We start from the raw sequence: 24,224 nt of genomic DNA, 5'->3' as shown, positions 1-24,224 counted from the left end.
AACGACGGGCCCTTCCGGATCTCCCGGAAGGGCCCGCCGTCGTCCCGCGCACGCGCCGCGTCAGACGCGCTCCAGCACCATCGCCATCCCCTGCCCGCCGCCCACGCACATGGTCTCCAGGCCGTACCGGCCGCCGGTGGCGGCGAGCCCGTTGATCAGCGTGGACGTGATGCGCGCCCCGGTCATCCCGAACGGGTGCCCGACGGCGATCGCCCCGCCGTGCACGTTCAGCCGGTCCTCGTCGATGCCGAGCTCCCGCGCCGAGGGGATGACCTGCGCGGCGAACGCCTCGTTGATCTCCACCAGGTCCATGTCGCCGACGCCGAGACCGGCGCGGGCCAGCGCCTGCCGGCTCGCCTCGACCGGGCCGAGCCCCATGATCTCCGGCGAGATCCCGCTCACGCCGGTGGACACGATGCGCGCCAAGGGCTGCAGGCCCAGCTCGTCGACCACCCGCCCGGAGACCACGACGACGGCCGCGGCGCCGTCGTTCAGCGGGCACGCGTTGCCCGCCGTGACGGTGCCGTCGGGCCGGAACCGCGGCTCCAGGGTCGCCAGGGTCTCCGCGGTGGTGCCGGGGCGCGGGCCGTCGTCGGCCGCCACGATCGTGCCGTCGGCCAGGGTGACGGGCGTGATGTCGCGCGCCCAGAACCCGTCGGCGACGGCCCGCTCCGCGCGCTGCTGGCTGCGGGCCGCGAACGCGTCCTGCTCCTCGCGCGTGATGCCGTGCAGCGCGGCCACGTTCTCCGCCGTCTGGCCCATCGCGATGTACGGGTCGGGCAGCAGGCCCTGCTCCCGCGGGTCCGTCCAGGTCGCCGCACCGCCCGCGGCCCGCTGCTCGGTGCGGGCGATCGCGTCCGCGAACACCGGGTTGTTCAGGTCGGTGCCGGGGATGAGGTCGCTGGACCCGATGTCCATGCCGCTGACGGACTCCACGCCCGCCGACACGAACACGTCGCCCTCGCCCGCCTTGATCGCGTGGAACGCCATGCGGGTGGTCTGCAGGCTGGACGAGCAGTACCGGGTGACGGTGGCGCCGGGCACGGAGTCCCAGCCGAGCAGGACGGCGACGATGCGGGCCATGTTCATGCCCTGCCGTCCGCCGGGCAGGCCGCAGCCCAGCAGCAGGTCCTCCACGCGCGCCGGGTCGAGTCCCGGCACCTGGTCGACGGCGGCCGCCACCATCCGCGCGGCGAGGTCGTCCGCCCGGACGTCCCGCAGTGATCCCTTGTGCGCGCGCCCGATCGGTGAGCGGGCGGTCGCGACGATGTATGCCTCGGTCATGGTTTCTTGATCCTCTCTCGGACGGACGCCGCCTCAGACGAACGCCGCGTGCCCCGTGATCGACCGGCCCACGATGAGCTGGTTCATGTCCTTGGTGCCCTCGAAGGTGAACACGGCCTCCGCGTCGGCGAAGTACCGGGCGACCCCGTGGTCGAGCTGGATGCCGTTGCCGCCGCACGACTCGCGGGCCAGCGCCACCGTCTCGCGCATGCGCGTGGTGACGAACGCCTTGGCCATCGCGGCGTGCGCGTCGGTCTGCCGGCCCTCGTCCTGGAGCTGCGCCACGCGCACGCAGACACCGAGGCTCGCCGTGACGTTGCCCAGCATGGTCGCGAGCTTGTCCTGGATGAGCTGGTAGCTGGCGATCGGGTTGCCGAACTGCTCGCGCTGGGCGGTGTACCGCACGGCCGCCTCGTACGCGCCGAGCATGGTGCCCAGGGCCTGCCACGAGACGCCGTCGCGCGTCACCCGCAGCACCTTGGCCAGGTCGCGGAAGCCGTCGACCTGCTGCAGCCGGTCCGCCTCGGCCACCTCGACGCCCTCCAGCGTGATGTCCGCGTTCTGCACGATGCGCAGCGACTGCTTGCGCTCGATCTTGGTGGCGGTGAACCCGGGGGTGCCCTGACGTACGAGGAAGCCCTTGACCTGGCCGTCGGCGGTGTCCTTGGCCCAGATGACGACGACGTCCGCGAACGTCGCGTTGCCGATCCACCGTTTGGCGCCGTTCAGCACCCAGGTGTCGCCGTGGCGGGTCGCCGTCGTGCGCAGGCCCTTGGCCGTGTCCGAGCCGGCCAGCGGCTCGGTGAGGCCGAACGCGCCGATCACGTCGCCGGACGCCATGTCCGGGAGCCACCGCGCGCGCTGCTCGGGCGAACCGCCCATGCCGATCGAGCTCATCGCGAGCCCCGAGGAGACCCCGATGAACGTGCAGAACGAGGAGTCGACCCGGGCCAGTTCCATGCCGACCCAGCCCCGGAACACGGCCGACCCGGAGAACGTCGCCGTCTCGTCCCAGGCGGAACCGAGCGTGCCGAGCGCGGCGAACGGCTTGAACAGGTGGACCGGGCACTCGGCGCGCTCCCAGTAGTCGTCGGCGATGGGGCGCACCTCCCGTTCCATGAACTCGCGGACGGCCAGCACGGTCTCCTGCTCCCGGGGCGTGAGCAGGGACTGGAAGGCGTAGAAGTCGGCGTCCAGGAACGCCGGGTCCTGGCCGGTCCTCTGGGTGGCGGGTGAGAGCGCCATCGGTCCTCCGATCGTCGTCGATCACCGACCAGCAATCCGACCGGTCGGTCTGTATCATTGTGCCGCATCCCGGGAGCGCCGCGCCACACCGCCGGGGACACGCGTCCGCAGCGGCCGGGAACCCTGGCACGCAGCCCCCTCCCACCGCGGCGCGCCCCACCACCAGATCGCCCGCGACCCGGAGGACACCCCCGCATGAGCCAGCACCCGCCGCACGACGCGCCCGCCACGTCCGCACGCCTGCCGTTCCCGCTGCGCTGGAACGACAACGACCAGTACGGCCACATGAACAACACCGTCTACTACGAGGCGATGGACACCGCGGTGAACCGGTGGATGATCCGCGAGGCGGGGCTCGACCCGCAGGGTGCGGTCATCGGCCTGTGCGTCGCGTCCTCCTGCCAGTTCCTGCGGTCGGCGTCGTTCCCCGAGGACCTCGAGGTCGAGGTGGGCGTGGAGAAGGTAGGGCGCACGAGCCTCACGTGGGCGCCGCGCATCCTGCGCCCGGGCGAGCCCGACCCGCTCGCGACGGGCTCGTTCACCCACGTCTTCGTGGACGCGGCGACGCGCCGCCCCGTACCGGTGCCCGACGCCGTCCGCGCGGCGGTCAGCCGCCACCTCACGGGCTGAGTCCGCCACGCCCGCGGGGGGTCGCCCCACATACCGACTACGCGGTATGCTCCCGGGACCGGCGGCCGACCGCGTCGCCGGGACGACGACGAGGGGGTCGAGGATGACTGAGGTGCCGGGACTGGACCAGGCCGGTCTCACGCGATGGCTCGAGCGCGAGCACCCGGAGCTGGCCGCCGGGCCACTGACCGCGACGCTCATACCGGGCGGGCGCAGCAACCTGACCTACCGGGTGGACGGCGCCCGCGTCCCGCTCGTCGTCCGGCGGCCTCCGCTCGGCCATGTCCTGTCCAGCGCGCACGACATGGGCCGCGAGCACCGCGTCATCTCGGCCCTGCGAGACAGCTCGGTGCCGGTCCCGGGGGCCGTGGACGTCGTCGACGACACCGCGGCCGACGAGGTCACCGGCACCGTCTTCTTCGTCATGGAGCACGTCGCCGGCACCGTGCTGTCCCGGCCGGAGCTCAACGCCGGGTGGACGCCGGACGGCCTGCGCGCCCTCAGCCTGCACCTGGCGGAGGTCCTGGCCGACCTGCACACCCTCGACCCCGCGTCCGTGGGCCTGACGGGCTTCGGCCGCCCCGACGGCTACCTGGAACGCCAGCTGCGCACGTGGCGCCGCCAGTACGACGCGTCGCGGTCACGCGAGCTGCCCGCCCTGGACCGCCTGCAGGACCACCTCGGCGACCGGCTGCCCGAGCAGAACCCGCGTGCCGCCGTCGTGCACGGGGACTACCGGCTCGACAACGTCATCGTCGCGGCACCGCCCGCGACACCGCGCGTGGCCGCCGTCATCGACTGGGAGATGGCCACGCTCGGCGACCCGCTCGTCGACCTCGGGATGCTCGCCATGTACTGGGAGATCGCCGGGCTCACCGGCGGGGACGGGCCCGCGGTCAGCGCCGTCGTCCCCGGCGCGGGCTACCCCGGCCTCGACGAGCTGGTCGACGCCTACGCCGCCCGGGCCCGCATCACCACACCGGACCTGTCCTGGTACCGCGCCTTCGCCACCTACAAGCTCGCCGTGATCCTGGAGGGCATCCACTTCCGCTTCCGGGCGGGCGAGACGGTCGGGGCCGGGTTCGACGCCATCGGGGACCTCGTCCTCCCCCTGGCCGAGGACGGCCTGGCCCGCATCGCCACGAGGAGGAGCTGAGCATGGACTTCGCACCCGACACCACCACCACCGAGATCACCGAGCGCGTACACGAGTTCCTGCACGAGCGCGTCATCCCGGCCGAGCCCGTGCTCGACGAGCAGCTCGCGGCCACGCCCCACGAGTGGGGCTTCCGGCCCGTGGTCCAGGACCTCCAGGCCCAGGCCCGTGCCGAGGGCCTGTGGAACCTCTTCCTGCCCGACGGCCCGGCGGCCGGCGCCTCGTCCGGCACCCGCCGCGGTGCGGGCCTGACCACCCTCCAGTACGCCGCGGTGGCGGAGCTCACGGGCTGGAGCCCGCGCCTGGCGCCGGTCGCGTTCAACTGCGCCGCGCCGGACACCGGCAACATGGAGCTGCTGGCCCACTTCGGTACCCCCGAGCAGCAGGAACGCTGGCTCGACCCCCTGCTCGACGCCCGCATCCGCAGCGCGTTCTGCATGACCGAGCCGGACGTCGCGTCGTCGGACGCCTCGCAGATCACCACCCGGATCCGCCGCGACGGCGACGACTACGTGATCTCCGGCCGCAAGTGGTTCGCCACCGGCGCGATGAACCCGGACGCGGCCCTGCTCATCGTGATGGGCAAGACGGACCCGGACGGCCCGCGGCACCGGCAGCAGTCGATGGTGCTGGTGGGCCGGGACACGCCGGGCGTCACCGTGGTGCGCCCGCTGAGCGTGTTCGGCTACGACGACCGCGACCACGGCGGGCACGCCGAGGTCGTGTTCGACGACGTCCGGGTACCCGCGACGAACCTCCTGGGCGGCGAGGGCGAGGGGTTCGCCATCGCCCAGGCGCGCCTCGGACCCGGCCGCATCCACCACTGCATGCGCGGCCTCGGCATGGCCGAGCGGGCGCTGTCGCTGGTGCGCGAGCGCGCCAGGACGCGCAGCGCGTTCGGCGGACCGCTCGCCGAGAAGGGCGTGGTGCGGGAATGGGTCGCCGAGTCCCGGATCGAGCTGGAGGCGCTGCGCCTGCTGGTCCTGAAGACGGCGTGGCTGATGGACACCGTCGGCAACCGGGAGGCGATGACGGAGATCCAGGCGATCAAGATCGCCGTGCCGCGCGCCGTCCAGCGGATCCTCGACCGGGCGATGCAGGTCTTCGGCGCGGCCGGCGTCTCGGCGGACCAGCCTCTCGCCGAGATGTTCGCGGGCGCCCGCGCCCTGCGCCTGGCCGACGGGCCGGACGAGGTGCACCTCGCCTCGCTGGGCCGCGCCGAGCTGCGACGCCCCTGAGCCCCGCCACGCCCGGCACCGCGCGCTCCGGCCCGGCGGAGCCCTGACGTTCCGATCTCTGACACACCGCTCAACGACGACGGGAAAGAGGACCCCATGACCCACCAGCCCGACGACGCCATCGACGGCGACGGCTTCGGCACCCTGTCCGCGGCGAGCATCCTCGCCGAGTCGGCCCGGCGCCGGCCGGACCATCCGGCCCTGCACTTCGCGGGCACCACCACCTCCTACCGCGACCTCTGGGACCAGACCCGGGGGTACGCGGGCGCGCTGCGCGCCCGCGGGATCGGCCCCGGCGACCGCGTCGCGATGATCGTGCCCAACGTGCCGGACTTCGCGCGCGCCTACTACGCGACGCTCGCCCTGGGCGCCGTCGTCGTTCCCGTGCACCTGCTGTTCAAGGCGGACGAGATCGAGTACGTGCTGCGTGACAGCGGCGCCGACGTGCTCGTGGTGGCGGCGCCGCTGCTCACCGAGGCCGTCCCGGCGGCGACCCGCGCGGGCGTGCCGATCCTCACGGTGCTGTCACCGCCGGCCGACGCCGGTGGCCCGGACCTGCCCCGCCTGGAGGACGAGGCGGCGGCCGCCACGCCGATCGTGCGGCACGAGCCGGTCCGGCCCACCGCGGCGGCCACCATCCTGTACACGAGCGGCACCACGGGCTCACCCAAGGGCGCCGTCGGCTCGCACCTGGCGCTCGTGGAGCAGGTGCACTGCTCCCTGGTGGACGCGTTCGACCTGCGCGCCGACGACGTGGTGTTCGGCGGCCTGCCGCTGTTCCACGCGTTCGGGCAGGTGTGCGTGCTGAACACGGCCTTCCGGGTGGGGGCCTCGGTGGTGCTGCTGCCCCGGTTCGAGCCCGACGACGCCCTGGCCCTCATGGTCCACCACGGTGTCACCGTCTTCACGGCCGTGCCCACGATGTACGTGGGCCTCGTCGAGGCCGCGCGGCGCGGTGGCGCCCGGCCCGCGCTGCGGTACGCCGTCTCGGGCGGCGCGTCGCTCCCGGCGGCGGTCCTGGAGGCGTTCTCCGAGACGTTCGGCGCCCAGGTGCACGAGGGCTACGGCCTGACCGAGACCGCCCCGATCGTGTCCACGAACCCGCAGTCCGAGCCGATCCGGCCGGGCACGGTCGGCAAGCCGATCTGGGGCGTGGACGTCGCGGTCGCCGACCCGGACGTGGAGGGGCGGATCGAGCTGCTGGACGAGCCGGGCACGCTCGGGGAGCTCGTGGTGCGCGGGCACAACCTCATGAAGGGCTACCTGGGCCGGCCGGACACGTCCGCCGAGGTGGTGGTGGACGGCTGGTTCCGCACCGGCGACCTCGGCACGGTCGACGACGCCGGAGTGGTCACGATCGTGGACCGCAAGAAGGACATGATCATCCGCAACGGCTACAACGTGTACCCGTCCGAGGTGGAGGCCGTGCTGGCGCGCCACCCGGAGGTCGGGATGGCCGCCGTGTTCGGCCTGCCGCACGAGACGCACGGCCAGGAGGTGCACGCCGCGGTCGTGGCGCGCGACGGCGGCGCGGTCGACGCCGGAGAGCTCGTCGCGTACATGAAGGAGCACGTCGCGGCCTACAAGTACCCGCGCGTGGTGCACGTGGCCGACGAGCTGCCGCTGGGCCCGAGCGGCAAGATCCTCAAGCGCGAGCTCGTGCAGCGGTACCAGAACACGTGAGGTGTCCGGGAATCCGCGGCTGACCGGAATCCGCGGGCGGACGACGCCGGCGGGCGAGAAGGGCGGGACGGCCACGGCCGCCCCGCCCTTCTCGCGCTCCGACACGTGACGCGCCGCGTCGTCGCGCTCCGTCACCTCACTCGCCGGTGGGGATGCCCTCGTTCTCCACGGGCTTGGGCTCCAGCTCGATCTCGGTGAGCGTGTCGCCCTCGCGTGCCCAGGCGTCGCCCGTGTAGGACTGCGCGCCGCCGGACACCACGGTGATGCCCGCCGCGTGGTACGGGCTGTGGTCGTCGGCCGACAGGGAGTTCGGCACGACGCCGTTGCCCACCAGCTCGCCGGACTCCATGACCTCGAGGAGCGAGGCCCGGGTGGGGTTCTCCCCGGCGCGCGCCAGGGCCTCGGCGAAGTGGTAGCCCACGCTGTACCCGTAGATCGCGGTGCCGGTCAGCGGGGCGCCGTCGTTGTACTCGTCGTTGATCTCCGAGAACAGCTCATACCACTCGTTGTCCTGGCCGGTGGGCAGGTAGCCGGTGGCGAGCATGCCCTCCAGGAGCGGCGCTCCCTCCTCCCCCAGGTACGCGGCCAGGGACTCGACGTCGGCGCCCGCGTTGGACACCAGGTACTGCGGGAACCACTCGAGCTGGGCCGCCGTGCCCATCGCGATGGCCGTGAATCCGGGGATCGTCGCCAGCACCGCGTGGGTGCAGTCCGCCGCCTTCATGGCGCCGACCTGCGCGGTGAGGTCCTGGTTGGAGGTGTTGTAGGTCTCGGAGGCGACGACGCCGTCGGCCCCGACCACGGCCTCCACGCCGGCGAGCACGTCGCCGCCGTAGTCGTCGTCCTGGCCGAGCACGCAGAGCTTCGCGTCCGGGTCCTGCTCGGTGGCGTGGGTGGCCAGCACCATGCCGTCGGTGACGTAGTCGAGGTTCATGCCGAACGTGTTCGGGTACTCCTCGGGTTGATTCCACTGGGCCGAGCCCGAGGCGACGAACAGGTCGGGCACGTCGTTCTGGTCCAGGTAGTCCAGGACGGTGGTGTGCGTGGGGGTGCCCAGGCCGTTCACCATGGCGAAGACGTCATCCTCCGAGACCAGTTCCCGGGTGACGGTCTGGGTGTTGGCCGGGTTGTAGCCGTCGTCCTTCACGACGTACTCGATGGTGCGGCCGTGGATGCCGCCGTTCGCGTTGACGTACTCGAAGTACGCCGAAACCGCCGCGCTGATCTGCGCGTACGCCTCGGCGGCCGGTCCGGTCAGGGGTGTGTGCGTCCCGATGGTCACCGTGTCCTGCGTGACGCCGGGCACCTGCTCGGTCCCGCCCGCCCCGGGGGTGGAGCAGGCCGTGAGCCCGACGGCGGTCACGGCGGCGAGCGCCGCCGTACCGGTCAGGGTCGTGGGTCGTGTCATTCCGATCACCTCTCTGTGTCGTGTGACGTTGCGTCTCGTGACGCTGTGTCCGGCGCTTGGTCCGGCGCTGTGTCCGGCGCTGTGTCCGGCGCCGTGCCGGACGGCGTGTCCGCCGCGGTGTCTCGTGCGGTCCGTGGGGTGAGGAGCTGGGCGACGCCGCCGGGCCGGGCGGCGATCACGGCGATGACGATCGCCCCGGTGAGGATCACCGCGAGGTTCCCGTCGAGCCGTTGCGCGAGGACGGGCGGCAGGCCGGCCGGCAGGTGGTCGAGCGCGGCCTCGACGGCCCAGGGCAGCAGCACCACGAGGCCCGCGCCGACGGCGGCGCCGCCGATGCTGCCGAGCCCGCCGATCACGGCGCCGACCACCAGGAGCATGGAGAACGTGAGCCCGAACGCGCCGGGGCTGACCGACTGGGTCGCCATGACGATCACCGCCCCGCCGAGTCCGGCGGACAGGGAGCTGGCGGTGAAGGCGCCGGCCTTGACCAGGCCGGGGTTCACGCCGGAGAGCCGGGCGGCGGTCTCGTGGCCGAGCACGGCGCGCATCCGCAGCCCGTGCCGCCCGGCCCGCAGGACGGCCAGGGGCGTGACGGCCGCCGCGGCCACGACGATCGCCACCACGGCGTGGAAGTGCTCCACGTACATGAGGGTGGCGAGCGCGTCCGGTACGGGGACGAACGGGACGCCGATCCCCTGGTCGCCGCCGAGGCCCGGCAGGGCGACGGCGGCCGACGGCAGGGCGATCACCAGGGCCAGGGTGAGCCCGGCGAGGTAGGGCCCGTGCAGCCGGGCGGCGGCGGCCCCGAGCAGCGCGCCGAGCGCGCCGGAGGCGACGAGCCCGCCCAGCAGGCCGGCGAGCAGGCCGGCGTACGGCGCGGCCGGGCTGTCGCCGAGGGCGTCGGTGACCGGGCCCGCGGCGAAGGCGTAGCCGTACCCGCCCGCGGCCATGAGCACGGCGTGCCCCAGGGAGAGCTGGCCGGTCAGCCCCACCAGCACGGTGAGCCCGGCGACGGCGGCGAAGCACGCGGCGAACCGCGCGAGCTGGAAGTTCCAGTACGGGTCGAGGAGGAACGTCGCCGCGAGGGCGACGAGCGTGACGAGGACGGCACGCAGGACGATGCGCCGGGTCATGCGGCACGCTCCTTGGCTGCGGAGAAGAGGCCGCCCGGCCGGACCAGCAGCACGAGCGTGAGCAGGCCGAGCACCGCCAGCGGTGCGGCGGCGGCCACGAGGTACCCGCTGACCAGGGAGACGAGCACGCCCACGAGCAGGCCCGCCACCAGGGCGCCCGCGGGCGAGTCGAGCCCGCCGATCACGGCGACGGCGAACGCCTGCACGAAGAGCGCGTCGAGGGCGTGGGGGTGCAGCCCGAGCTCGGTGGGCACGAGCAGCAGGCCCGCGAGCGCCGCGGTGGCCAGGGAGAGCACCCACCCGAGGGTGATCATGCGGGGCACGCGCACGCCGAGCAGCCGGGCGGTCTCCGGGGCGAACGCGGCGGCGCGCAGCTGGAGTCCCAGGCTCGTGCGGGTGAAGCCGAGGGCCAGCGCGGCCATCACGAGGCCCGCCACGACCAGGACGAACAGGTCGTACGGGGAGAGCACGGGGATGCCGGCGAGCACGAACGGCCGTTCGGGCAGTGGTGCCCGCACGGGCTGGTACTCGGGGCCGAAGGCGATGGCGAGCCCGGCCTGGAGGATCATGACCAGGCCGATGGCGACGATGATGCCGGGCAGCGGCGTGTCGGTGGGCACGAGCCGCATCGGGCCGCGTTCGGCGGCGGCGCCGAGCAGGCCGCCGACCACGATGCCGGCGGCCGCGCCGAGCCACCAGGACCCGCTGGCGGCGGTGACGGCGAACGCGGCGTACACGGCGACGACGGCGAGGGCCGCCTGCGCGAAGTTGATCACCCGGTTCGCGCGCCACACGATGACGAGCGACTGGGCGAACAGCGCGAGGACGGCGCCGTGCGCGAGCCCGGCGGCGACGAGGAAGACGAGTCTGTCCATCGGTTCCTCCTTCAGAATCCGAGGTAGGCGTGCCGGAGGGCCGGGTCGGCGGCGAGGTCGGCGGCCGGCCGGTCGGTGACGACCTCGCCGAGGCTGAGCACGACGCCGCGGTCGGCGACGGACAGTGCGCTGGTGACGTTCTGCTCGGCGAGCAGCACGGTGAGTCCGGTGCGCTCGGCGGTGCGGCGCAGCACGCCGAGCAGGTCGGCCACCACGAGGGGGGCGAGTCCGAGGGACGGCTCGTCGAGGAGCAGCACCTGGGGCTCCGCCACCAGGGCGCGGGCGAGGGCGAGCATCTGCCGCTCACCGCCGGACAGTGTGTGCCCGAGCGCGTCCCGCCGTCGGGCCAGGGGTTCGAACAGCTCGTACTGCGCCTCGACGGCGGCCGTGCGGGCGGCGGTGTGGTGGCGCCAGAGGGCGCCGAGCGTGAGGTTCTCGGCCACGGTCAGCTCGGCCACGACGCCGCGCCCCTCGGGCACGAGGCCCAGGCCGCGGCGGACCCGCTCCTCGGGGCGCAGCCCGGCCAGGTCGGTGCCGTCGAGGAGGACCCGCCCGCCGCGCGCGGGGGTGAGGCCGGCGACGGCGCGCAGGAGGGTGGTCTTGCCGGCACCGTTGGCGCCGAGCAGGGCGACGACGGCGCCGTCGGGCACGTCGAGGTCGAGGCCGTCCAGGACGGGGGCGCCGTCGCCGTAGCCGACGGTGAGGCCGTCGACGGTCAGGGTGCTCATGCGGCTCCCACCCCCAGGTAGGCGGCTTCGACGGCGGGGTCGCCGCGGACCTCGTCGGGCGTGCCGGCGGCGATCACCCGCCCGAAGTCGAGGACGACGACGCGGTCGGCGACCTTCATGACGAAGTCGACGTGGTGCTCCACGAGCAGGACGCCGCGCCCGTCGCCGGCGAGGTCCCGCACGGTGCCGGCCAGGGCGTCGATGTCCTCGGCGCCGAGTCCGCCGGCGGGTTCGTCCAGGAGCAGCAGGCGTGGCTCGGTGACCAGGGCGCGGGCGAGGGCGACGCGCTTGCGCTCGGGGTAGGGCAGGGTTCCGGCGGGACGGTGGGCCAGCCCGGCCAGGCCGAGCCGCGCGAGAGCGTCGTGGGCGTGCGCGGGGTCGCCGCCGGTGGTGCTGAGCGGGACGAGCACGTTCTCGAGCACGGTCATCGTGCCGAACAGCCCCAGCCCTTGGAGGGTCCGGGACACGCCCGCGCCGACCAGTCCGGTGGCCGACGACGGCGCCGGCGCACCCGCGACCCGCACCGTGCCGCGGCCCGGGCGGACCAGGCCGCACACGACGTTGAACAGTGTGGTCTTGCCCGCGCCGTTCGGGCCGATGAGGGCGACGGTCTCGCCCTCCCGCACGGCGAAGGACACGTCGTCCAGCGCGGTCAGCCCGCCGAAGGTGACGGTGACGCCGTCGATCTCCAGGAGGGGAAAGCTCTCGTTCATCATCGGCACCTCTTCGTGTCGGATGGCGGACAGGGTAGCGGATAAACCGACCGGCCGGTATGCCTTGGTGGGAGTTCCGCGACGGTGAGTTCGGCGGGATTCGGGATTCGGGACGGTGGGATGCGGGACGGCGGGCGATGCGCGGCGGATCCGGCCGCGCGGTGTGGTCAGCCGCGCGGTGTGGTCAGCGGTGCGGGATGCCGGCGATCATGCCGCCGTCGGCCACGATCTCCGCGCCGGACACCCACGCCGACGCGTCCGAGGCGAGGAACAGCACCGCGCCCGCCACGTCCTGCGGCAGGCCCGGCCGGCCGAGCGGGATGTCGAGCCGGTCCGGATCGATCTTCGTGGACATGTCCGTGAGCACCAGGCCGGGGTGCAGGGAGTTCACCCGGATGCCGGACGGCCCGAGCTCGACGGCGAGCGACTTGGTCAGGCCCAGCACCGCGAACTTGGAGGCCGTGTAGCCGTGCAGGCGCGGGCTGCCGCGCTTGCCCTCGACCGACGAGACGTTCACGATCGACCCGCGGCCCGCCGCCCTCATGACCGGCACCACGGCGCGGCAGCCCAGGAACGTGCCCGTGGCGTTCACGGCCATCACCGCCTCCCACTTGGCGAGGGTCAGGTGCTCGATGGGGGCCGCGTTCGCGATGCCCGCGTTGTTGACGAGCACGTCGACGCCGCCGAGCTCGCCCGCCGTGCGGGCCACGACGCGCTCCCAGGCCGCCTCGTCCGTGACGTCCAGCTCCTCGAACCGGGCACCCTCGCCCAGCTCGGCGGCCAGCGCACGCCCCTGGTCCCCCAGCACGTCCGCGACGACCACGCTCGCGCCGGCGTCGTGCAGGAGCCGCACGTAGGCCTCGCCCAGGCCCCGCGCCCCGCCGGTCACGATCGCGACGCGGCCCGTCAGGTCCGTGCCGACGGTCATCGCGCGGCCTCCCCGCGCCCCGCGCCAGGTGCCGCGTGGGCCGCCGCGCGGTTCCCGTCCGCCGCCGCGCGATCGTCGTCCGACGTCGCACGCGCCACGTCACGGGTCGCGTCACCGGTCGCGTCGTCGGCGACGCGGACCACGATGCGGCCGGTGGTGACGCCCCGCGCGAGCCGGCGGACGCCGTCGGCCGCGTCCTCGAAGGGAACGACGTCGCTCACGTCCGGACGCAGCACGCCGTCGTCCACGAGACGGCACAGCTCGGCGTGCGCCTCGTCCAGGCGTTGCGGGCGGACCCGCTGGTACAGGCCCCAGTGCAGGCCGAGCACGCTGTAGTTCTTGACGAGCAGGTGGTCCGGCCGCACCCGCGGCAGGTCACCGGAGGCGAACCCGACCACGACGATCCGCCCCTCGAACGCGATCACCTTCGTGGACTGCTCGAACGCGGCGCCGCCCACCGGGTCGAACACGACGTCCGCGCCGCGGCGGCGCAGCGGGGTGACCCAGTCGTCGTCGCGCAGGTACACCTCGTGGGCACCGGCGGCCCTCGCGGCCTCCACCTTCGCGGGACTCCCCACGATGCCGACCACGTGCGCGCCCGCGGCCGCACCCAGACGGCAGGCCGCCGAGCCGACGCCGCCCGCCGCCGCGTGCACCAGCAAGGTCTCCCCCGGCCGCAGGGCGGCACGGCGGTGCAGGCCGAACCACGCGGTCTGGTAGGCGATGGTCAGGCCGGAGGCGTGCACGTCGTCGAGGCCGGGCGGCGCCGGGTAGACCGCCGTCGCGGGCAGCACGGCGTACGCGGCGAGCGCGCCCTGCCCCCAGCCCACCACCCGGTCACCCACGGCGAACCGCGTGACACCGGGCGCGACGGCGGCCACCTCGCCGCACAGCTCGATACCCGGGGTGAACGGCAGGTCGGGCCGCACCTGGTACTGGCCTCGCGCGAGGAGCACGTCGGGGAAGTTCAGCGCGACGGTGCGGACGCGGATCAGCACCTCGTCCGGGCCGGGTTCGGGGACCTCGACGTCCCCGAGCTCCATCACCTCCTCGGGCTCGCCGTTGGCCACGACGCGCCAGGCCGGCATGCGAGCCGGGACCGGCGGGGCGGACGGGGCGGGTGGGGCGGACTGCTCGGGCATCAGGTCTCCTTCCGGATGCTGCGCAGGAACAGGTCGGTCACCTGCTGGGCGACCTCGGTCTTGGTCTCCGGGCCCTCGGGCCGGTACCAGTGCGAGAGGTAGTGCACGTCGGAGAAGAAGTGGGCGATGAGCACCGCCATCGGCACGTCGTCCCGGAACACCCCGGAGGCCTGCCCGCGCTCGACGATCGCGGCGAACTGGTCGTTGTACTCGCGGCGGCGGCGGGTCACCTCCTTCTGGCGGTCCTCGGAGAGCATGTGCACGCTGCGGAAGAAGACCGTGCCCTCGGGCAGGAACTCGATGGACGTCTCCATGACGTCCACGCACACCGCGCGGAGGACCTCCTCGGCGGGGCCTCCGCGGGCGGTGATCTCGTCCAGCCTGCTCTTCTGCAGGGACAGCATCCGCTCGTAGATGGCGAACAGCAGGTCGTCCTTGGACGTGAAGTAGTGGTACATGGCGCCCTTGGTGACGCCGGCCGCCTCGACGATCTGCTGCACGCTCGTGTTGGCGTAGCCGCGCGTCGAGAACAGTTCGAGGGCGGCCCGGGTCACCTCGTCGGCGACGTTCTTGGTACGCATGGCTCCCATCCTCCATCACCTCCCGGCGTCGTCCCGGGCAGGGCGCGCGCCCTGCCCGACGTCATCAGCCCAGCGCACGGACGCTCACCCCGCCGTCCACCAGCAGGGTCTGCCCGGTGACCCAGGCCGCGTCGTCCGACAGGAGGAACGCGGCCGGGCCGGCGACGTCGGACGGCTCGCCGAGGCGCCCGAGCGGGTAGTCCGCGGCGACCTGCTCGTCGCGGCCCTCGTACAGGGCTCGCGCGAACGAGGTGCGGACCACCGCGGGTGCGAGCGCGTTGACGCGGGTGCCGGGCGCGAGCTCGCCGGCGAGCTGCTGGGTCAGGTTGATCAGGGCGGCCTTGGAGACGCCGTAGAACGCGATGCCCGGCGAGCCACCCGTCCCGGCGGCGGAGGCCATGTTGACGATCGAGCGCAGGCAGGAGGGACCGGCCGCGCGGGCCGCCACGGCGACCGCGTCGCGCGACCACTCCAGCGCGGCGATCACGTTCACCTCCAGGATCTTGCGGGCCGCGGCGAGATCCAGCTCCGCGAGGGGCCCGTAGGCGGGGTTGATGCCCGCGTTGTTGACCAGGTGATCCAGGGCGCCGAACCGGTCGACCGCCGCGGACAGCGCGGCCGCGCGGTGCTCGGCGTCGTCCACCTTGCCGGCCACGCCCACGGCCCGCTCCTCACCGAGCTCGGCCACCGCGGCGGCGAGCGCGGTCTCGTCGCGGCCCGTGACGACCACCGAACCGCCCTCGGCCACCAGCCACCGCGCGATCGCGAAGCCGATGCCCCGGCTCGCGCCGGTGATCACGGTGACCCTGCCCTCGAACCTGCCTGCCATCCGGTGCACCTCCCTGTGCGTCCCGTGCGCGACGTGCCGTGCGGGCCCGGCGACGGGCCGCGATGCCGGACGCGCACCGCCGGCACCGATCGATCATACCGTCTAGTCGGTTTGATGGGGAGACGGTACCGCATCGACGTCCCGGTGCACCATCCGTGCGACGTCGACCCGGGAACGCACCCCCAGCGCCACGAAGATGCCGCGCAGGTGGTGGTCCACCGTCCGCACGCTCACCGCGAGCTGCTGGGCGATCTCCCGGTTCGTCGCCCCGGTCGCCACCGCCCGGGCGATGCGGAGCTGGTGCGGCGTGAGTGCCGCGGGCCGGCCGCCGGGCGCGACCTCCTCCCCCGCCGCGCGCAGCTCGCCCCGGGCCAGGTCCGCCCACCCGGCGGCACCGCACCGCTCGAACCCGTGCAGGGCGACCCGGAGCTGCTCCCGTGCCGCCCGGAGCCGGCGCCGACGGCGCAGCCACCGGCCGTACAGGAACCGCGTGCGGCTCCGCTCCAGCTCACCCGGGTCGTCCTGGTGCAGGTCGAGCGCCCGCAGGAACAGCTCCCCGGCGTCGTCCTCGTCCGGGTGGGGAACCTGACGAGGCCCCCGGCCGGCCTCGCCGGGAACCCCGACGCCGGCGGCGGCGAGCAGCGCCCGGCACCGGAACGCCTGCGCGGTGGCCTGGGCGTCGACGCCGAAGTCGGCCCAGGCCGCGAACGCCTCGACGGCGGGCACCGCCGGCTCGGGCCGCCCCGCCAGGACCACCGCCTCGACCAGGTCGGGGAGCAGCAGCGGCCGGATGGCGAAGTGGCCGCCGGCCCGGCCCTCTCGGGCGAGCGAGGTCAGGCGCGAGGCGGCGGCGTCCGCCCGGCCGCGGCCGAGATCGTCGCGCGCCAGCGCCCATTCGGCGAGGGTGCGGGTCTGGGCCAGGCCGTTCCGCCGCGCGGTGGCGAGCGCCGCCTCGGCGTGTCCGCGCACCGCGTCGCCGTCGCCCTCCACCGATGCCGCGAACGCCAGGACCGCGCGATGATGCGCGGCGGAGTTGGCCTGGGACGCGCGCAGCGCGAGATCGAGTCCTTCCGTGGCGTGGGCGCAGGCCCGGGAGTGCCGGCCGCACCGCATCTCGGCGTAGGCGAGATACTCCAGCACCTGGGTGGCGACGTCGTCGCGCCCCTCCGCCCGGGCCGCGGCGAGCGCGCGGCGCCCGAGGTCCGCCGACACCTCGACGTCGCCGAGCAGCAGCGCCGCCACCGAGGCCCGGTGCAGCGCGACCGGGCTCCCGTGGCGTTGCGCCTCGACCACCCGGCGCAGCGGCCCGACGGCGTCCGCCGGGCGCAGTTCGAGGAGGGCTCGCAGGCCCGCGAGGTGACTGGCGAGGCTGTCGCCCGCGCGGTCGGGCGGGGGCGGCGACGGGTGCGCGGCGCCGTCGCCACCGGCGGGCGGGGGCGGTACGGCGTCCGCCGCCCTGATCGCGTCGAGGCAGGCGTCAGGGTCGCCCGCGGCCCAGGCGGCGTCGGCCGCGGCGAGGCTCGCCGTGCGGATGAGGTGCGCGGCGCCCGCGTCGTGCGGCGCGTCCGGGGCGAGGGAGCGGGCGAGCGTGAGCGAGGCATAGGCCTCTCCGAGGGGGCCGTCGGCCAGCAGGGCGAGGCCGCGGGCGAGTTCCTCGTGGGCCGCGCTCGCCGGCGAGGTGACGCTGAGCAGCAGGGGCGCCCCGGTGCGCACGGCGTCGTGGGCGAGGGGCGCGTCGGCCGGGCGGAGGACGAGGGCGATGCTGCCGTCCTCGAGGCGCCGCAGCGTGGCCGACGACGGCGTGCGGTCCGGCCCGCCGGACCGCGCCGCCCGGGCAGCACCCTCCGGCATGCTCCGTCGCACCTTTCGGATGATAACGGACCGACCGACCGGTTTGGAAGATGCCGGACGGCGGCCGCCGAGCGCGGCCGCCGTCCGGGGACGGGACGGGCCGGACCGTCCGGGGACAGGTCCGGCCGCCCGGGAAGGGTCAGAATCCGCAGGTGCTCGCGGACTCCTCGATGTAGAGCCAGCTCGTCGGCGTCGGGCACAGGAACTGCGTGTACCGGGTGTCGTTGTCCACCCACCGCTTCAGCCAGGCGATCGAGTACTTCGCGATCGTCGTGTTGTTCGTGTTGGGCGCGAAGTGCGTGGCGGAGTTCAGCTCGATGTACATCTTCTCGCCGCCGTGGGTGTTGTAGAACGGCTTGGCGTGCGTCGTCGGCGAGGCGATGGTGTCGTACTCCGCGCCGAAGTCGAGCATCGGGACCTCCACGTCACCCCAGGTCTTGTCCAGGTTCCACGGGGTCATCGGGATGATCGCCTTGAGCGAGGGCCGGTCCTTCGCCGCCTCGAGCGTGCCACCGCCGCCCATGGAGTGGCCCATGACGGCGAGCCGGGACGGGTCGACCCGGTCGGCGACGTCGCTGCGCTCGGTCAGGTAGTCGAGTGCGGCCAGGAGCTGGTCGCCGCGCTGCCGCGGCTGGTCCAGGCGGGTGTCGGTGTCGATCGTGAACACCACGAAGCCCTGGGAGGCCACCCGCGCGCCGAGCCACTCGATCGTCGACTCGGACGCCGTGTAGCCCGGCACGACGGCGACCGCGCCGAACGTGCCGTCGGTGCGCGTGGTCGGGTAGTAGATGGTGCCGCCGCCGAAGCCGGGCGCCAGCGAGGAGACCGACTCGTCGGACACGGAGTAGTACCCCCGCGTGGCCTCGATGCTCGACTCCGTGGGGTTGGGGCCGCGCTCGTACGGGTTGTCGGCGGCCTGCGCCGGGGCGGCGAGGGCGCCGAGCCCGACCGCGGCGGCGGCCAGGGCGGCGGCGAGCGTCCGACGACGGTGCGGGCGGTGGTGCGGTGCGGTTCCTGACTGCATGACACGTCCTCCTTGACGTCTGCGGGAGCGTCCGGCGTAGCCCCGCGCTACCCCTACTGTCCGACCGGTCGGTTTGTTGCGCATCGGCAAGATCACCGGTCCACGGCCGTCCGCCGTCCGCCGCCTGCCGTCCGCCGCCTGCCGTCCGCCGCCTGCCGCCCGCCGCCTGCCGCCCGCCGCCTGCCGTCCGCCGCCTGCCGCCCGCCGCCTGCCGTCCGGCGTCGAGCCGCAGGGACACGCCGACAATTCCTCGAATGGTCGGCGTGTCCCTGCGATTCGACGGCCGGAGCCGTGCCCGTGTTGCGGTTCGACCCAGCGGGGGGAGCCACGGTTTCCTGGGGGCACCAGGGACGAGATCCCGACGGGCGTGAACCGCACCTGACCCCCGCGCGGATTCCGGACGCGGGAACCTACCGCAGGACGCCGCGCAGGATCTGCTGGGTGATCCGCCGGTGGAACGCGCCGTCGGTGGCGTCGGCGCCCGACGCGGAACGACCGAGCACGCCGAGCAGCAACGCGCCGAGGACGGCATTGCTCGCGTCCGCGACGTCCTCCACGGCGAGAACGCCCGCGGCCGCACCTTCGGCGAGAAGGTCACGCAGCGGGCCGGCGATCCACGTGTCGTTGGCCTCGAGGGCCTCGCGCAGGCCGAGATTGCCGCCGAGGGCACCGAGCAGCCCGGCGCAGATGCCCGGGCGGTCGCCGAGGAACCGCGCCAACGTCTCCACCATGACGCCCAGGCGCATCTCGGGCGGATCGTCCGGGCCGAGCGCGGCCCCGACCACCTCGGCCCCCTGCCGGGCGTGGGCGGTGAGCAGAAAGGCGACCAGGTCGTCGCGGCCGGCGAAGTAGTAGTAGAGCGTCGCCCGCGAGGCGCCCACGAGCCCGGCGACGTCAGCCAGCCGGGGCGGCGGGTCGTCGTAGAGCACCTGCTCGCTCACCTCGAGCAGGCGCACCGCCAGATCCGGTGGGGGTGTCTTCACGGCGATCAGTCTACGGATCTTGTTTTGGACTCCAGTCCAGACTAGAGTCCAAACCATGATCCAGATCAGCGCATACGGCCCATGGGCGGTCGTCACCGGAGCCTCGTCCGGCATCGGCGAGGCCTTCGCCCACCAACTCGCGGCAGCCGGCCTGAACGTCGTGCTCGCCGCCCGCTCCGCCGACAAGCTCGAATCACTGGGCGCCGCCCTGGCCGTGCGGCACGGCATCTCGTACCGCACGGTCGCCGTGGACCTCAGCCTCCCCGACGCCGCCACGCACCTCGTCGAGGCGACGGCGGGCCTCGATGTGGGCCTCCTCGTGTCCAACGCCGGCACCGGCGCACCCGGCCGGTTCCTCGATCAGGAGATCACCGACCTACGGCGGCGCCTCACCCTCAACGCCGGCTCCCACCTCGAACTGATCCACGCCTTCGGCCGGCGGTTCGCGGCCCGAGGACGCGGCGGAATGGTGCTGATGTCCGCCCTAGGCGCCGCGCACGGCATCCCCAACATGGCGCAGGACAGTGCCGCCAAGGGGTACCTGCTCCACCTCGGCGAGACCCTCCACCACGAACTCGCCCACGACGGGGTCGCCGTCACGGTGGTGATGCCGGGCAACGTCGATACGCCCATCATCGACACGCTCGGGTTCGCCCGGAAGGACCTCCCGGTGCGACCCCAGCCGGTCGAGAAGGCGGTCCGGGAGATGATCACCGCGTTCCTCAAGGGCAGGGCGACCCATGTCCCTGGGCGCATGATGCGCGTGATGGTCCGGCTGATGCCACGCTCGCAGTCGATCAGGATGAACGGCCGAATGCTCGGGAACGCCGCGCGCAACCTCGCGGAGCGGGAGCGGATCGGCGCGTAGGGGCGGGCCCGCCGCGCCGCGGGCTCGTGGGCGTTCGGCGGTGTTCGCTCGTCGCGGACCGGCACGATCACGGGCATCCTGAGGCCACCGGACGCGCCGAACCAAGGAGACCGAGATGACCCGGGACACCACCCGTCCGACCTGGCTCGCCTGGACCGTCATGGCCGTGGCGTGCGCCGGGGTCGTCGTCGTCGCCTGGGCCTGCGCGACGGCGTGGGGAGCCGTGCTCCACGGACACCCCGCGTACGCCGTGCTGCTCGGGCTGACGACGATCGGCTGCGCCCTCGCCCTGCGGCGGAGCCTCCACCCACCGGAGACCCGCGCCAGGTGGCGCCGGGTGCTCGACGTCGCGGGGGTGGTCGCGGGGATCGGGTGGCTGGCCGCGACGGCCTGGCTGCGCCCGTTCACCGCCGTCGAACCCGCACTCGCGGCGATGGCGTCCGACGCGGACGTCACGGTGACCGAGACGGCGACGCACGTCGACCTGGTGCCGGCGGGCGAGCCGAGCGGGACCGCCGTCCTCTTCCAGCCCGGAGCAAAGGTCGAGGCCCGGGCGTACGCCGCCGTCCTGCGCCCGCTCGCGGAGGCCGGGCACACGGTCGTGATCGTCAAGCAGCCGCTCGGCGTCGGCTTCCTCGCGGCCGGCGCCACCGCCGACGCCCGCGAGGCGCACCCCGAGGCGGACCGGTGGGTGCTCGGCGGACACTCCCTCGGGGGCGTCGTCGCCGCGGCCGAGACGAACGACGACCGGGGCGTGGTGGCCGCGGCCGAGACGGACGACGACGTCGACCCGGGCGGGTCACGCGCTGGCGAGCCGGGCCCCCCGGTGGTCGGCCTGCTCCTGTACGCGTCCTACCCCGCCGGGGACCTGAGCGCGTCGCTCACGGCCGAGGTCGCGTCGATCTCGGGGTCCCGGGACGGGTTGTCCACCACGGCGGACATCGACGCCTCCCGCGCGAACCTCCCGGTGGACAGCACGTTCACCGTGGTGGAGGGCGCCGTGCACGCGGACTTCGCCGACTACGGCCCCCAGCCCGGCGACGGCACCCCGACGCTCCCCCGCGACGACGCCCGGAACCAGATCTCCGAGGCGAGCGTGCGGTTCGTCGACGGGCTCGGGGACTGACACGGGCGGAGGGAGCCGTGGACGAGCCGGCCAGACTCACCCGGTGCACGGGCGGGCAGGCACGACGAGGCCGGCCAGCTCGGCGCGTGACGAGACACCGAGCTTGGGATAGGCCCGGTACAGATGGGAGCCCACGGTCCTGGGGCTGAGGAAGAGCTGGGCGCCGATCTGCCGGTTCGTGGCTCCGGTCGCGGCAAGCCGCACCACCTGGAGTTCCTGCGGGGTCAGTGCGTCGAGCGCGGAGCCGGGGCCGTCCGGCTCCGCTCGCGCGACCCGCCCGCCGGCCGCGACCAGCTCCCGTCCGGCCCGCTCGGCCCAGGGCGCGGCGCCCAGCGAGGCGAAGGTCCTCCTCGCGGCGCGGAGCTGGACGGCCGCGTCGGCCCGACGTCGCTCCCGGCGCAGCCACTCACCGTAGACCAGCTCGGTTCTGGCCCGCTCGAAGGGACGGCCGTCGCGGGCGTGCAACCTGAGTGCGGCGTCGTAGTGGGCATCGGCGCCGTCGGACGGGGCGAGCAGGGCGCGGCAGCGGTGCGCGACCGCCCGCGCCCAGGGCCGGCCGCTCGCCTCGGTCCAGGCGTCGAACCGGGTGAACGCCGCGACGGCACGGTCGGGCTCGCCGAGCCGGGCACACGCCTCGACGAAGTCGGCGACCGCGAACGTGACGACCACGGTGTGGCCGAGCGGACCGCGCAGGAGCGGCGTCAGCCGCTCGGCCGCCCGGGCGTACCGGGCCCGCGCGAGGTCGAGCAGGCTCAGCGAGCTGTCGCCCCAGCCGGAGCCGTGGCGTTCCTCGGCGGCCCCCTGGGGACGGCCGGCGAGCCGCAGGCATTCCTCGTCGTCGCCGCGGATGGCGGCCAGCCGCGCCAGGACACCCCGCAGATGCCGCAGCCGGCCCGTCTGTCCCGTGTCGTCCGCGATCCGCCAGGCCTCGGCGCCGGACTCGGCCGCCTCGGCGTAGCCGCCGCGCAAGATCTGCGCCTGGGTGAGCATCGCCAGCGCGTGCGGCAACGCGCCGACGAGGCCCTGGGCGCGACACGCGTCCACCCGTGCCGCCGCCAGCTCGCCGGCCGCGTCGTCGTCGCCGGTCATCAGCGCGCCGAACACGGCGTAGGTGCCCGCGAGCTGATCGGCGGCGGCGGTCCCCGCGGGGGGCGCGGCTCGGCGCAGGTGCGACAGGCCCGCCGCCGGGTCGCCGGCGGCCAGGCGCTCCATCCCGCGCACCGCGGCGGTCACGGGGAGCTGGTGCGGCTCGACGGCGGAACCGAGGGAGGTCAGGAGATCGGCGGCCTTCCTGAGCTCGCCGTGCTCCCCCGCGAACCAGGCCTGTCCGGCGGCCGAGGCGAGCAGGGTCGCCGCGTCGGACGGCGCGACGCCGGCGACACCCGACGCGGCGGAGATCAGGAGGTGCATGGCGGACACGGGGTCGCCCTGCTCGGCCTCGACCGCTCCCCGCACCCGGTCCAGACGGGCCAGCAGCACGGAATCGGCCGTCAGCCGACGGCCTCGCGCGGCGCCAGCGGCGGCACGGTCGAGCTGCCCGGCCGCGAGCATCGCCTCGGCCGCCGCGGCCAGCCACCGGGCGCGGCGCCCCCGGTCCGCGGTGAGCTGCGCCGCTCGTTCGTAGGCCGTGGCGGCGGCGCCGTGGGCACCGCGGGCCTGGGCACGCCGGCCGGTCTCCGCGAGGATCCCCGAGACCTCCTCGTCGGGCTCGAGCGCGGCGGCGGCGAGGTGCCAGGCCCTGCGGTCGGCGTGCTCGTCGCCGGAGAGGAGCTCGGCGAGGGCGCGATGGGCCGCCGCGCGCCGCAGCATGGGCGCCTCGTGGTAGGCCGCCGCCTTGATCAGCGGGTGGTGGAATCGCAGGTGACCGTCCGCGACCTCGACCAGGGCGGTACGCTCCGCGGCCGCCAGATCCGGCGGGCCGGCACCGAGCGCCTGGGCCGCCCTCAGGACGAGGGCCAGTTCGCCCGAGCCGTCCGCGGCGGCGACCAGGAGCAGCAGGCGGGTCCGGTCGGGGAGCCGCTGGACGGCCGCGCTGACGGACCGCTCCAGGCGACCGCCGGACGAGGCTTCCGACGTCCCCAGCGGCAGCGGTGCCAGGTGCCCGGACCGCTGCTCGTCCGACAGGTGGGCGGCGAAGTGCAGGAGCGCGAACGGGTTTCCCTCGGCCTCGGCGATCACGCGGTCGCGCGCCTGCGGACCGAGGCCGGCCACGTGCTCGGCGAGCAGCCGCTCGCTGTCCGCTCTGCCCAGCGCGGACAGCGGAAGCTCCGGGACGCCGTCGACGGGGAGGCCCGCCGCGTCACGAACGGCGAGGACCAGGGCGATCCGTTCGGCCTCCAGCCGCCGTGACGCGAACAGCAGCGCGTCGAGCGAGGCCCGGTCGAGCCACTGGGCGTCGTCGACGAGGCACAGCAGCGGGCGCTCCTCGGCGAGGTCGGCGAGAAGCGTCAGCACGGCGAGTCCGATGAGAAAGCGATCCGGGGCGTCCCCGTGCTCCTCACGGAAAGCACGCCGGAGCGCCTGCCGCTGGGTGGCGGGAAGCCGGTCGACCAGGTGCGCGGCCGGACGCAGCAGCAGATGCAGGGCCGCGAAGGGCAGCTCGGACTCGGACTCGACACCGACCGCTCGCAGTACGAGCAGGTCGGCGGCCGCCGTGTCGGCGACGTGCGCCAGCAAAGCCGACTTGCCGATCCCGGCCTCGCCACGCAGGACGATCGCGGAGCCCTGCCCGGCACGCGCCCCGGCGACCATCCGGGCCAGCCGGGCGGCCTCAGGCTCTCTGCCGATCACCGCTCGAAC

20 protein-coding genes and 1 pseudogene are annotated in these 24,224 nt (G+C 74.5%); 6 read left to right on the top strand and 15 right to left on the bottom strand.

The genetic code is table 11. The annotated features are described in order from the left end of the window. Positions 1-60: 60 nt before the first annotated feature. Positions 61-1,284, bottom strand: coding sequence for an acetyl-CoA C-acetyltransferase (locus tag EDD34_RS04975; protein ID WP_123813583.1), 1,224 nt, complete (start codon positions 1,282-1,284; stop codon positions 61-63). A 33-nt stretch (positions 1,285-1,317) separates the two neighbouring features. Further along, complete coding sequence (locus tag EDD34_RS04970) at positions 1,318-2,529, bottom strand: acyl-CoA dehydrogenase family protein (protein WP_123813582.1); 1,212 nt, start codon at positions 2,527-2,529, stop codon at positions 1,318-1,320. 195 nt (positions 2,530-2,724) lie between these two features. Between EDD34_RS04970 and EDD34_RS04965 the strand changes: the two genes are divergently transcribed. The 4 genes from EDD34_RS04965 (at position 2,725) to EDD34_RS04950 (ending at position 7,236) form a co-directional block, all read left to right on the top strand. Then, on the top strand, positions 2,725-3,159 hold the full coding sequence (locus EDD34_RS04965) for an acyl-CoA thioesterase (RefSeq protein ID WP_123813581.1): 435 nt from the start codon (positions 2,725-2,727) through the stop codon (positions 3,157-3,159). Between the two features lie 103 nt (positions 3,160-3,262). Continuing rightward, on the top strand, positions 3,263-4,315 hold the full coding sequence (locus tag EDD34_RS04960) for a phosphotransferase family protein (protein WP_123813580.1): 1,053 nt from the start codon (positions 3,263-3,265) through the stop codon (positions 4,313-4,315). Positions 4,316-4,317: 2 nt separating this feature from the next. Beyond that, a complete protein-coding gene (locus EDD34_RS04955) occupies positions 4,318-5,553 on the top strand; it encodes an acyl-CoA dehydrogenase family protein (RefSeq protein WP_123813579.1) in 1,236 nt (411 codons plus the stop codon). A 96-nt stretch (positions 5,554-5,649) separates the two neighbouring features. Next, positions 5,650-7,236, top strand: a complete 1,587-nt coding sequence (locus EDD34_RS04950; RefSeq protein WP_123813578.1) for a long-chain-fatty-acid--CoA ligase — start codon at positions 5,650-5,652, stop codon at positions 7,234-7,236. A gap of 136 nt (positions 7,237-7,372) precedes the next feature. On the opposite strand, the gene EDD34_RS04945 is transcribed toward EDD34_RS04950, so the two are convergent. The 12 genes and pseudogenes from EDD34_RS04945 to EDD34_RS04885 form a co-directional block, all read right to left on the bottom strand. Next, a complete protein-coding gene (locus EDD34_RS04945) occupies positions 7,373-8,644 on the bottom strand; it encodes an ABC transporter substrate-binding protein (protein ID WP_123813577.1) in 1,272 nt (423 codons plus the stop codon). Positions 8,645-8,649: 5 nt separating this feature from the next. Next, a complete protein-coding gene (locus EDD34_RS04940) occupies positions 8,650-9,777 on the bottom strand; it encodes a branched-chain amino acid ABC transporter permease (protein WP_123813576.1) in 1,128 nt (375 codons plus the stop codon). After that, positions 9,774-10,652, bottom strand: coding sequence for a branched-chain amino acid ABC transporter permease (locus EDD34_RS04935; RefSeq protein WP_123813575.1), 879 nt, complete (start codon positions 10,650-10,652; stop codon positions 9,774-9,776). The genes EDD34_RS04940 and EDD34_RS04935 overlap by 4 nt, the downstream gene beginning before the upstream one ends. A gap of 233 nt (positions 10,653-10,885) precedes the next feature. Further along, a pseudogene (locus EDD34_RS04930) lies at positions 10,886-11,380 on the bottom strand (ABC transporter ATP-binding protein); the annotation flags it as partial. Beyond that, positions 11,377-12,093 (bottom strand): ABC transporter ATP-binding protein, encoded by a 717-nt coding sequence (locus EDD34_RS04925; RefSeq protein ID WP_123813573.1) that lies wholly within the window; start codon positions 12,091-12,093, stop codon positions 11,377-11,379. The gene EDD34_RS04925 and the pseudogene EDD34_RS04930, both read right to left, overlap by 4 nt. A 184-nt stretch (positions 12,094-12,277) precedes the next feature. Then, positions 12,278-13,021 carry an SDR family NAD(P)-dependent oxidoreductase gene (locus tag EDD34_RS04920; RefSeq protein WP_123813572.1) on the bottom strand — a complete coding sequence of 248 codons (744 nt, stop codon included), beginning with the start codon at positions 13,019-13,021 and terminating at the stop codon, positions 12,278-12,280. Next, entirely contained in the window at positions 13,018-14,163 is a 1,146-nt protein-coding gene (locus tag EDD34_RS04915) for an NADPH:quinone oxidoreductase family protein (protein ID WP_246012190.1), read from the bottom strand. Before EDD34_RS04915 ends, EDD34_RS04920 begins: the two co-directional genes overlap by 4 nt. Further along, complete coding sequence (locus tag EDD34_RS04910) at positions 14,163-14,744, bottom strand: TetR/AcrR family transcriptional regulator (protein WP_123813571.1); 582 nt, start codon at positions 14,742-14,744, stop codon at positions 14,163-14,165. The genes EDD34_RS04915 and EDD34_RS04910 overlap by 1 nt, the downstream gene beginning before the upstream one ends. 64 nt (positions 14,745-14,808) lie before the next feature. Beyond that, positions 14,809-15,573: an SDR family oxidoreductase gene (locus EDD34_RS04905; RefSeq protein ID WP_123813570.1), complete on the bottom strand. Its 765-nt coding sequence runs from the start codon at positions 15,571-15,573 to the stop codon at positions 14,809-14,811. 102 nt (positions 15,574-15,675) lie between these two features. Then, complete coding sequence (locus tag EDD34_RS04900) at positions 15,676-17,436, bottom strand: LuxR family transcriptional regulator (RefSeq protein ID WP_211341493.1); 1,761 nt, start codon at positions 17,434-17,436, stop codon at positions 15,676-15,678. A 127-nt stretch (positions 17,437-17,563) separates the two neighbouring features. Beyond that, entirely contained in the window at positions 17,564-18,448 is an 885-nt protein-coding gene (locus EDD34_RS04895) for an alpha/beta hydrolase family protein (protein ID WP_211341492.1), read from the bottom strand. 410 nt (positions 18,449-18,858) lie between these two features. Next, positions 18,859-19,431, bottom strand: a complete 573-nt coding sequence (locus EDD34_RS04885; RefSeq protein ID WP_123813568.1) for a TetR/AcrR family transcriptional regulator — start codon at positions 19,429-19,431, stop codon at positions 18,859-18,861. A 55-nt stretch (positions 19,432-19,486) separates the two neighbouring features. Between EDD34_RS04885 and EDD34_RS04880 the strand changes: the two genes are divergently transcribed. Together EDD34_RS04880 and EDD34_RS04875 are read left to right on the top strand one after the other, a co-directional pair. Beyond that, positions 19,487-20,299 (top strand): SDR family NAD(P)-dependent oxidoreductase, encoded by an 813-nt coding sequence (locus EDD34_RS04880; RefSeq protein WP_123813567.1) that lies wholly within the window; start codon positions 19,487-19,489, stop codon positions 20,297-20,299. A 115-nt stretch (positions 20,300-20,414) separates the two neighbouring features. Further along, complete coding sequence (locus tag EDD34_RS04875; protein ID WP_123813566.1) at positions 20,415-21,425, top strand: alpha/beta hydrolase; 1,011 nt, start codon at positions 20,415-20,417, stop codon at positions 21,423-21,425. 36 nt (positions 21,426-21,461) lie between these two features. On the opposite strand, the gene EDD34_RS04870 is transcribed toward EDD34_RS04875, so the two are convergent. Continuing rightward, entirely contained in the window at positions 21,462-24,215 is a 2,754-nt protein-coding gene (locus tag EDD34_RS04870) for an ATP-binding protein (RefSeq protein WP_211341491.1), read from the bottom strand. Positions 24,216-24,224: the final 9 nt, after the last annotated feature.

The sequence above is a fragment of the Myceligenerans xiligouense genome (genome assembly GCF_003814695.1).
Taxonomy (GTDB): domain Bacteria; phylum Actinomycetota; class Actinomycetes; order Actinomycetales; family Cellulomonadaceae; genus Myceligenerans; species Myceligenerans xiligouense.
Note: the sequence above shows the minus strand (reverse complement) of the source record. Positions and strands in the feature narration are given on the sequence as shown.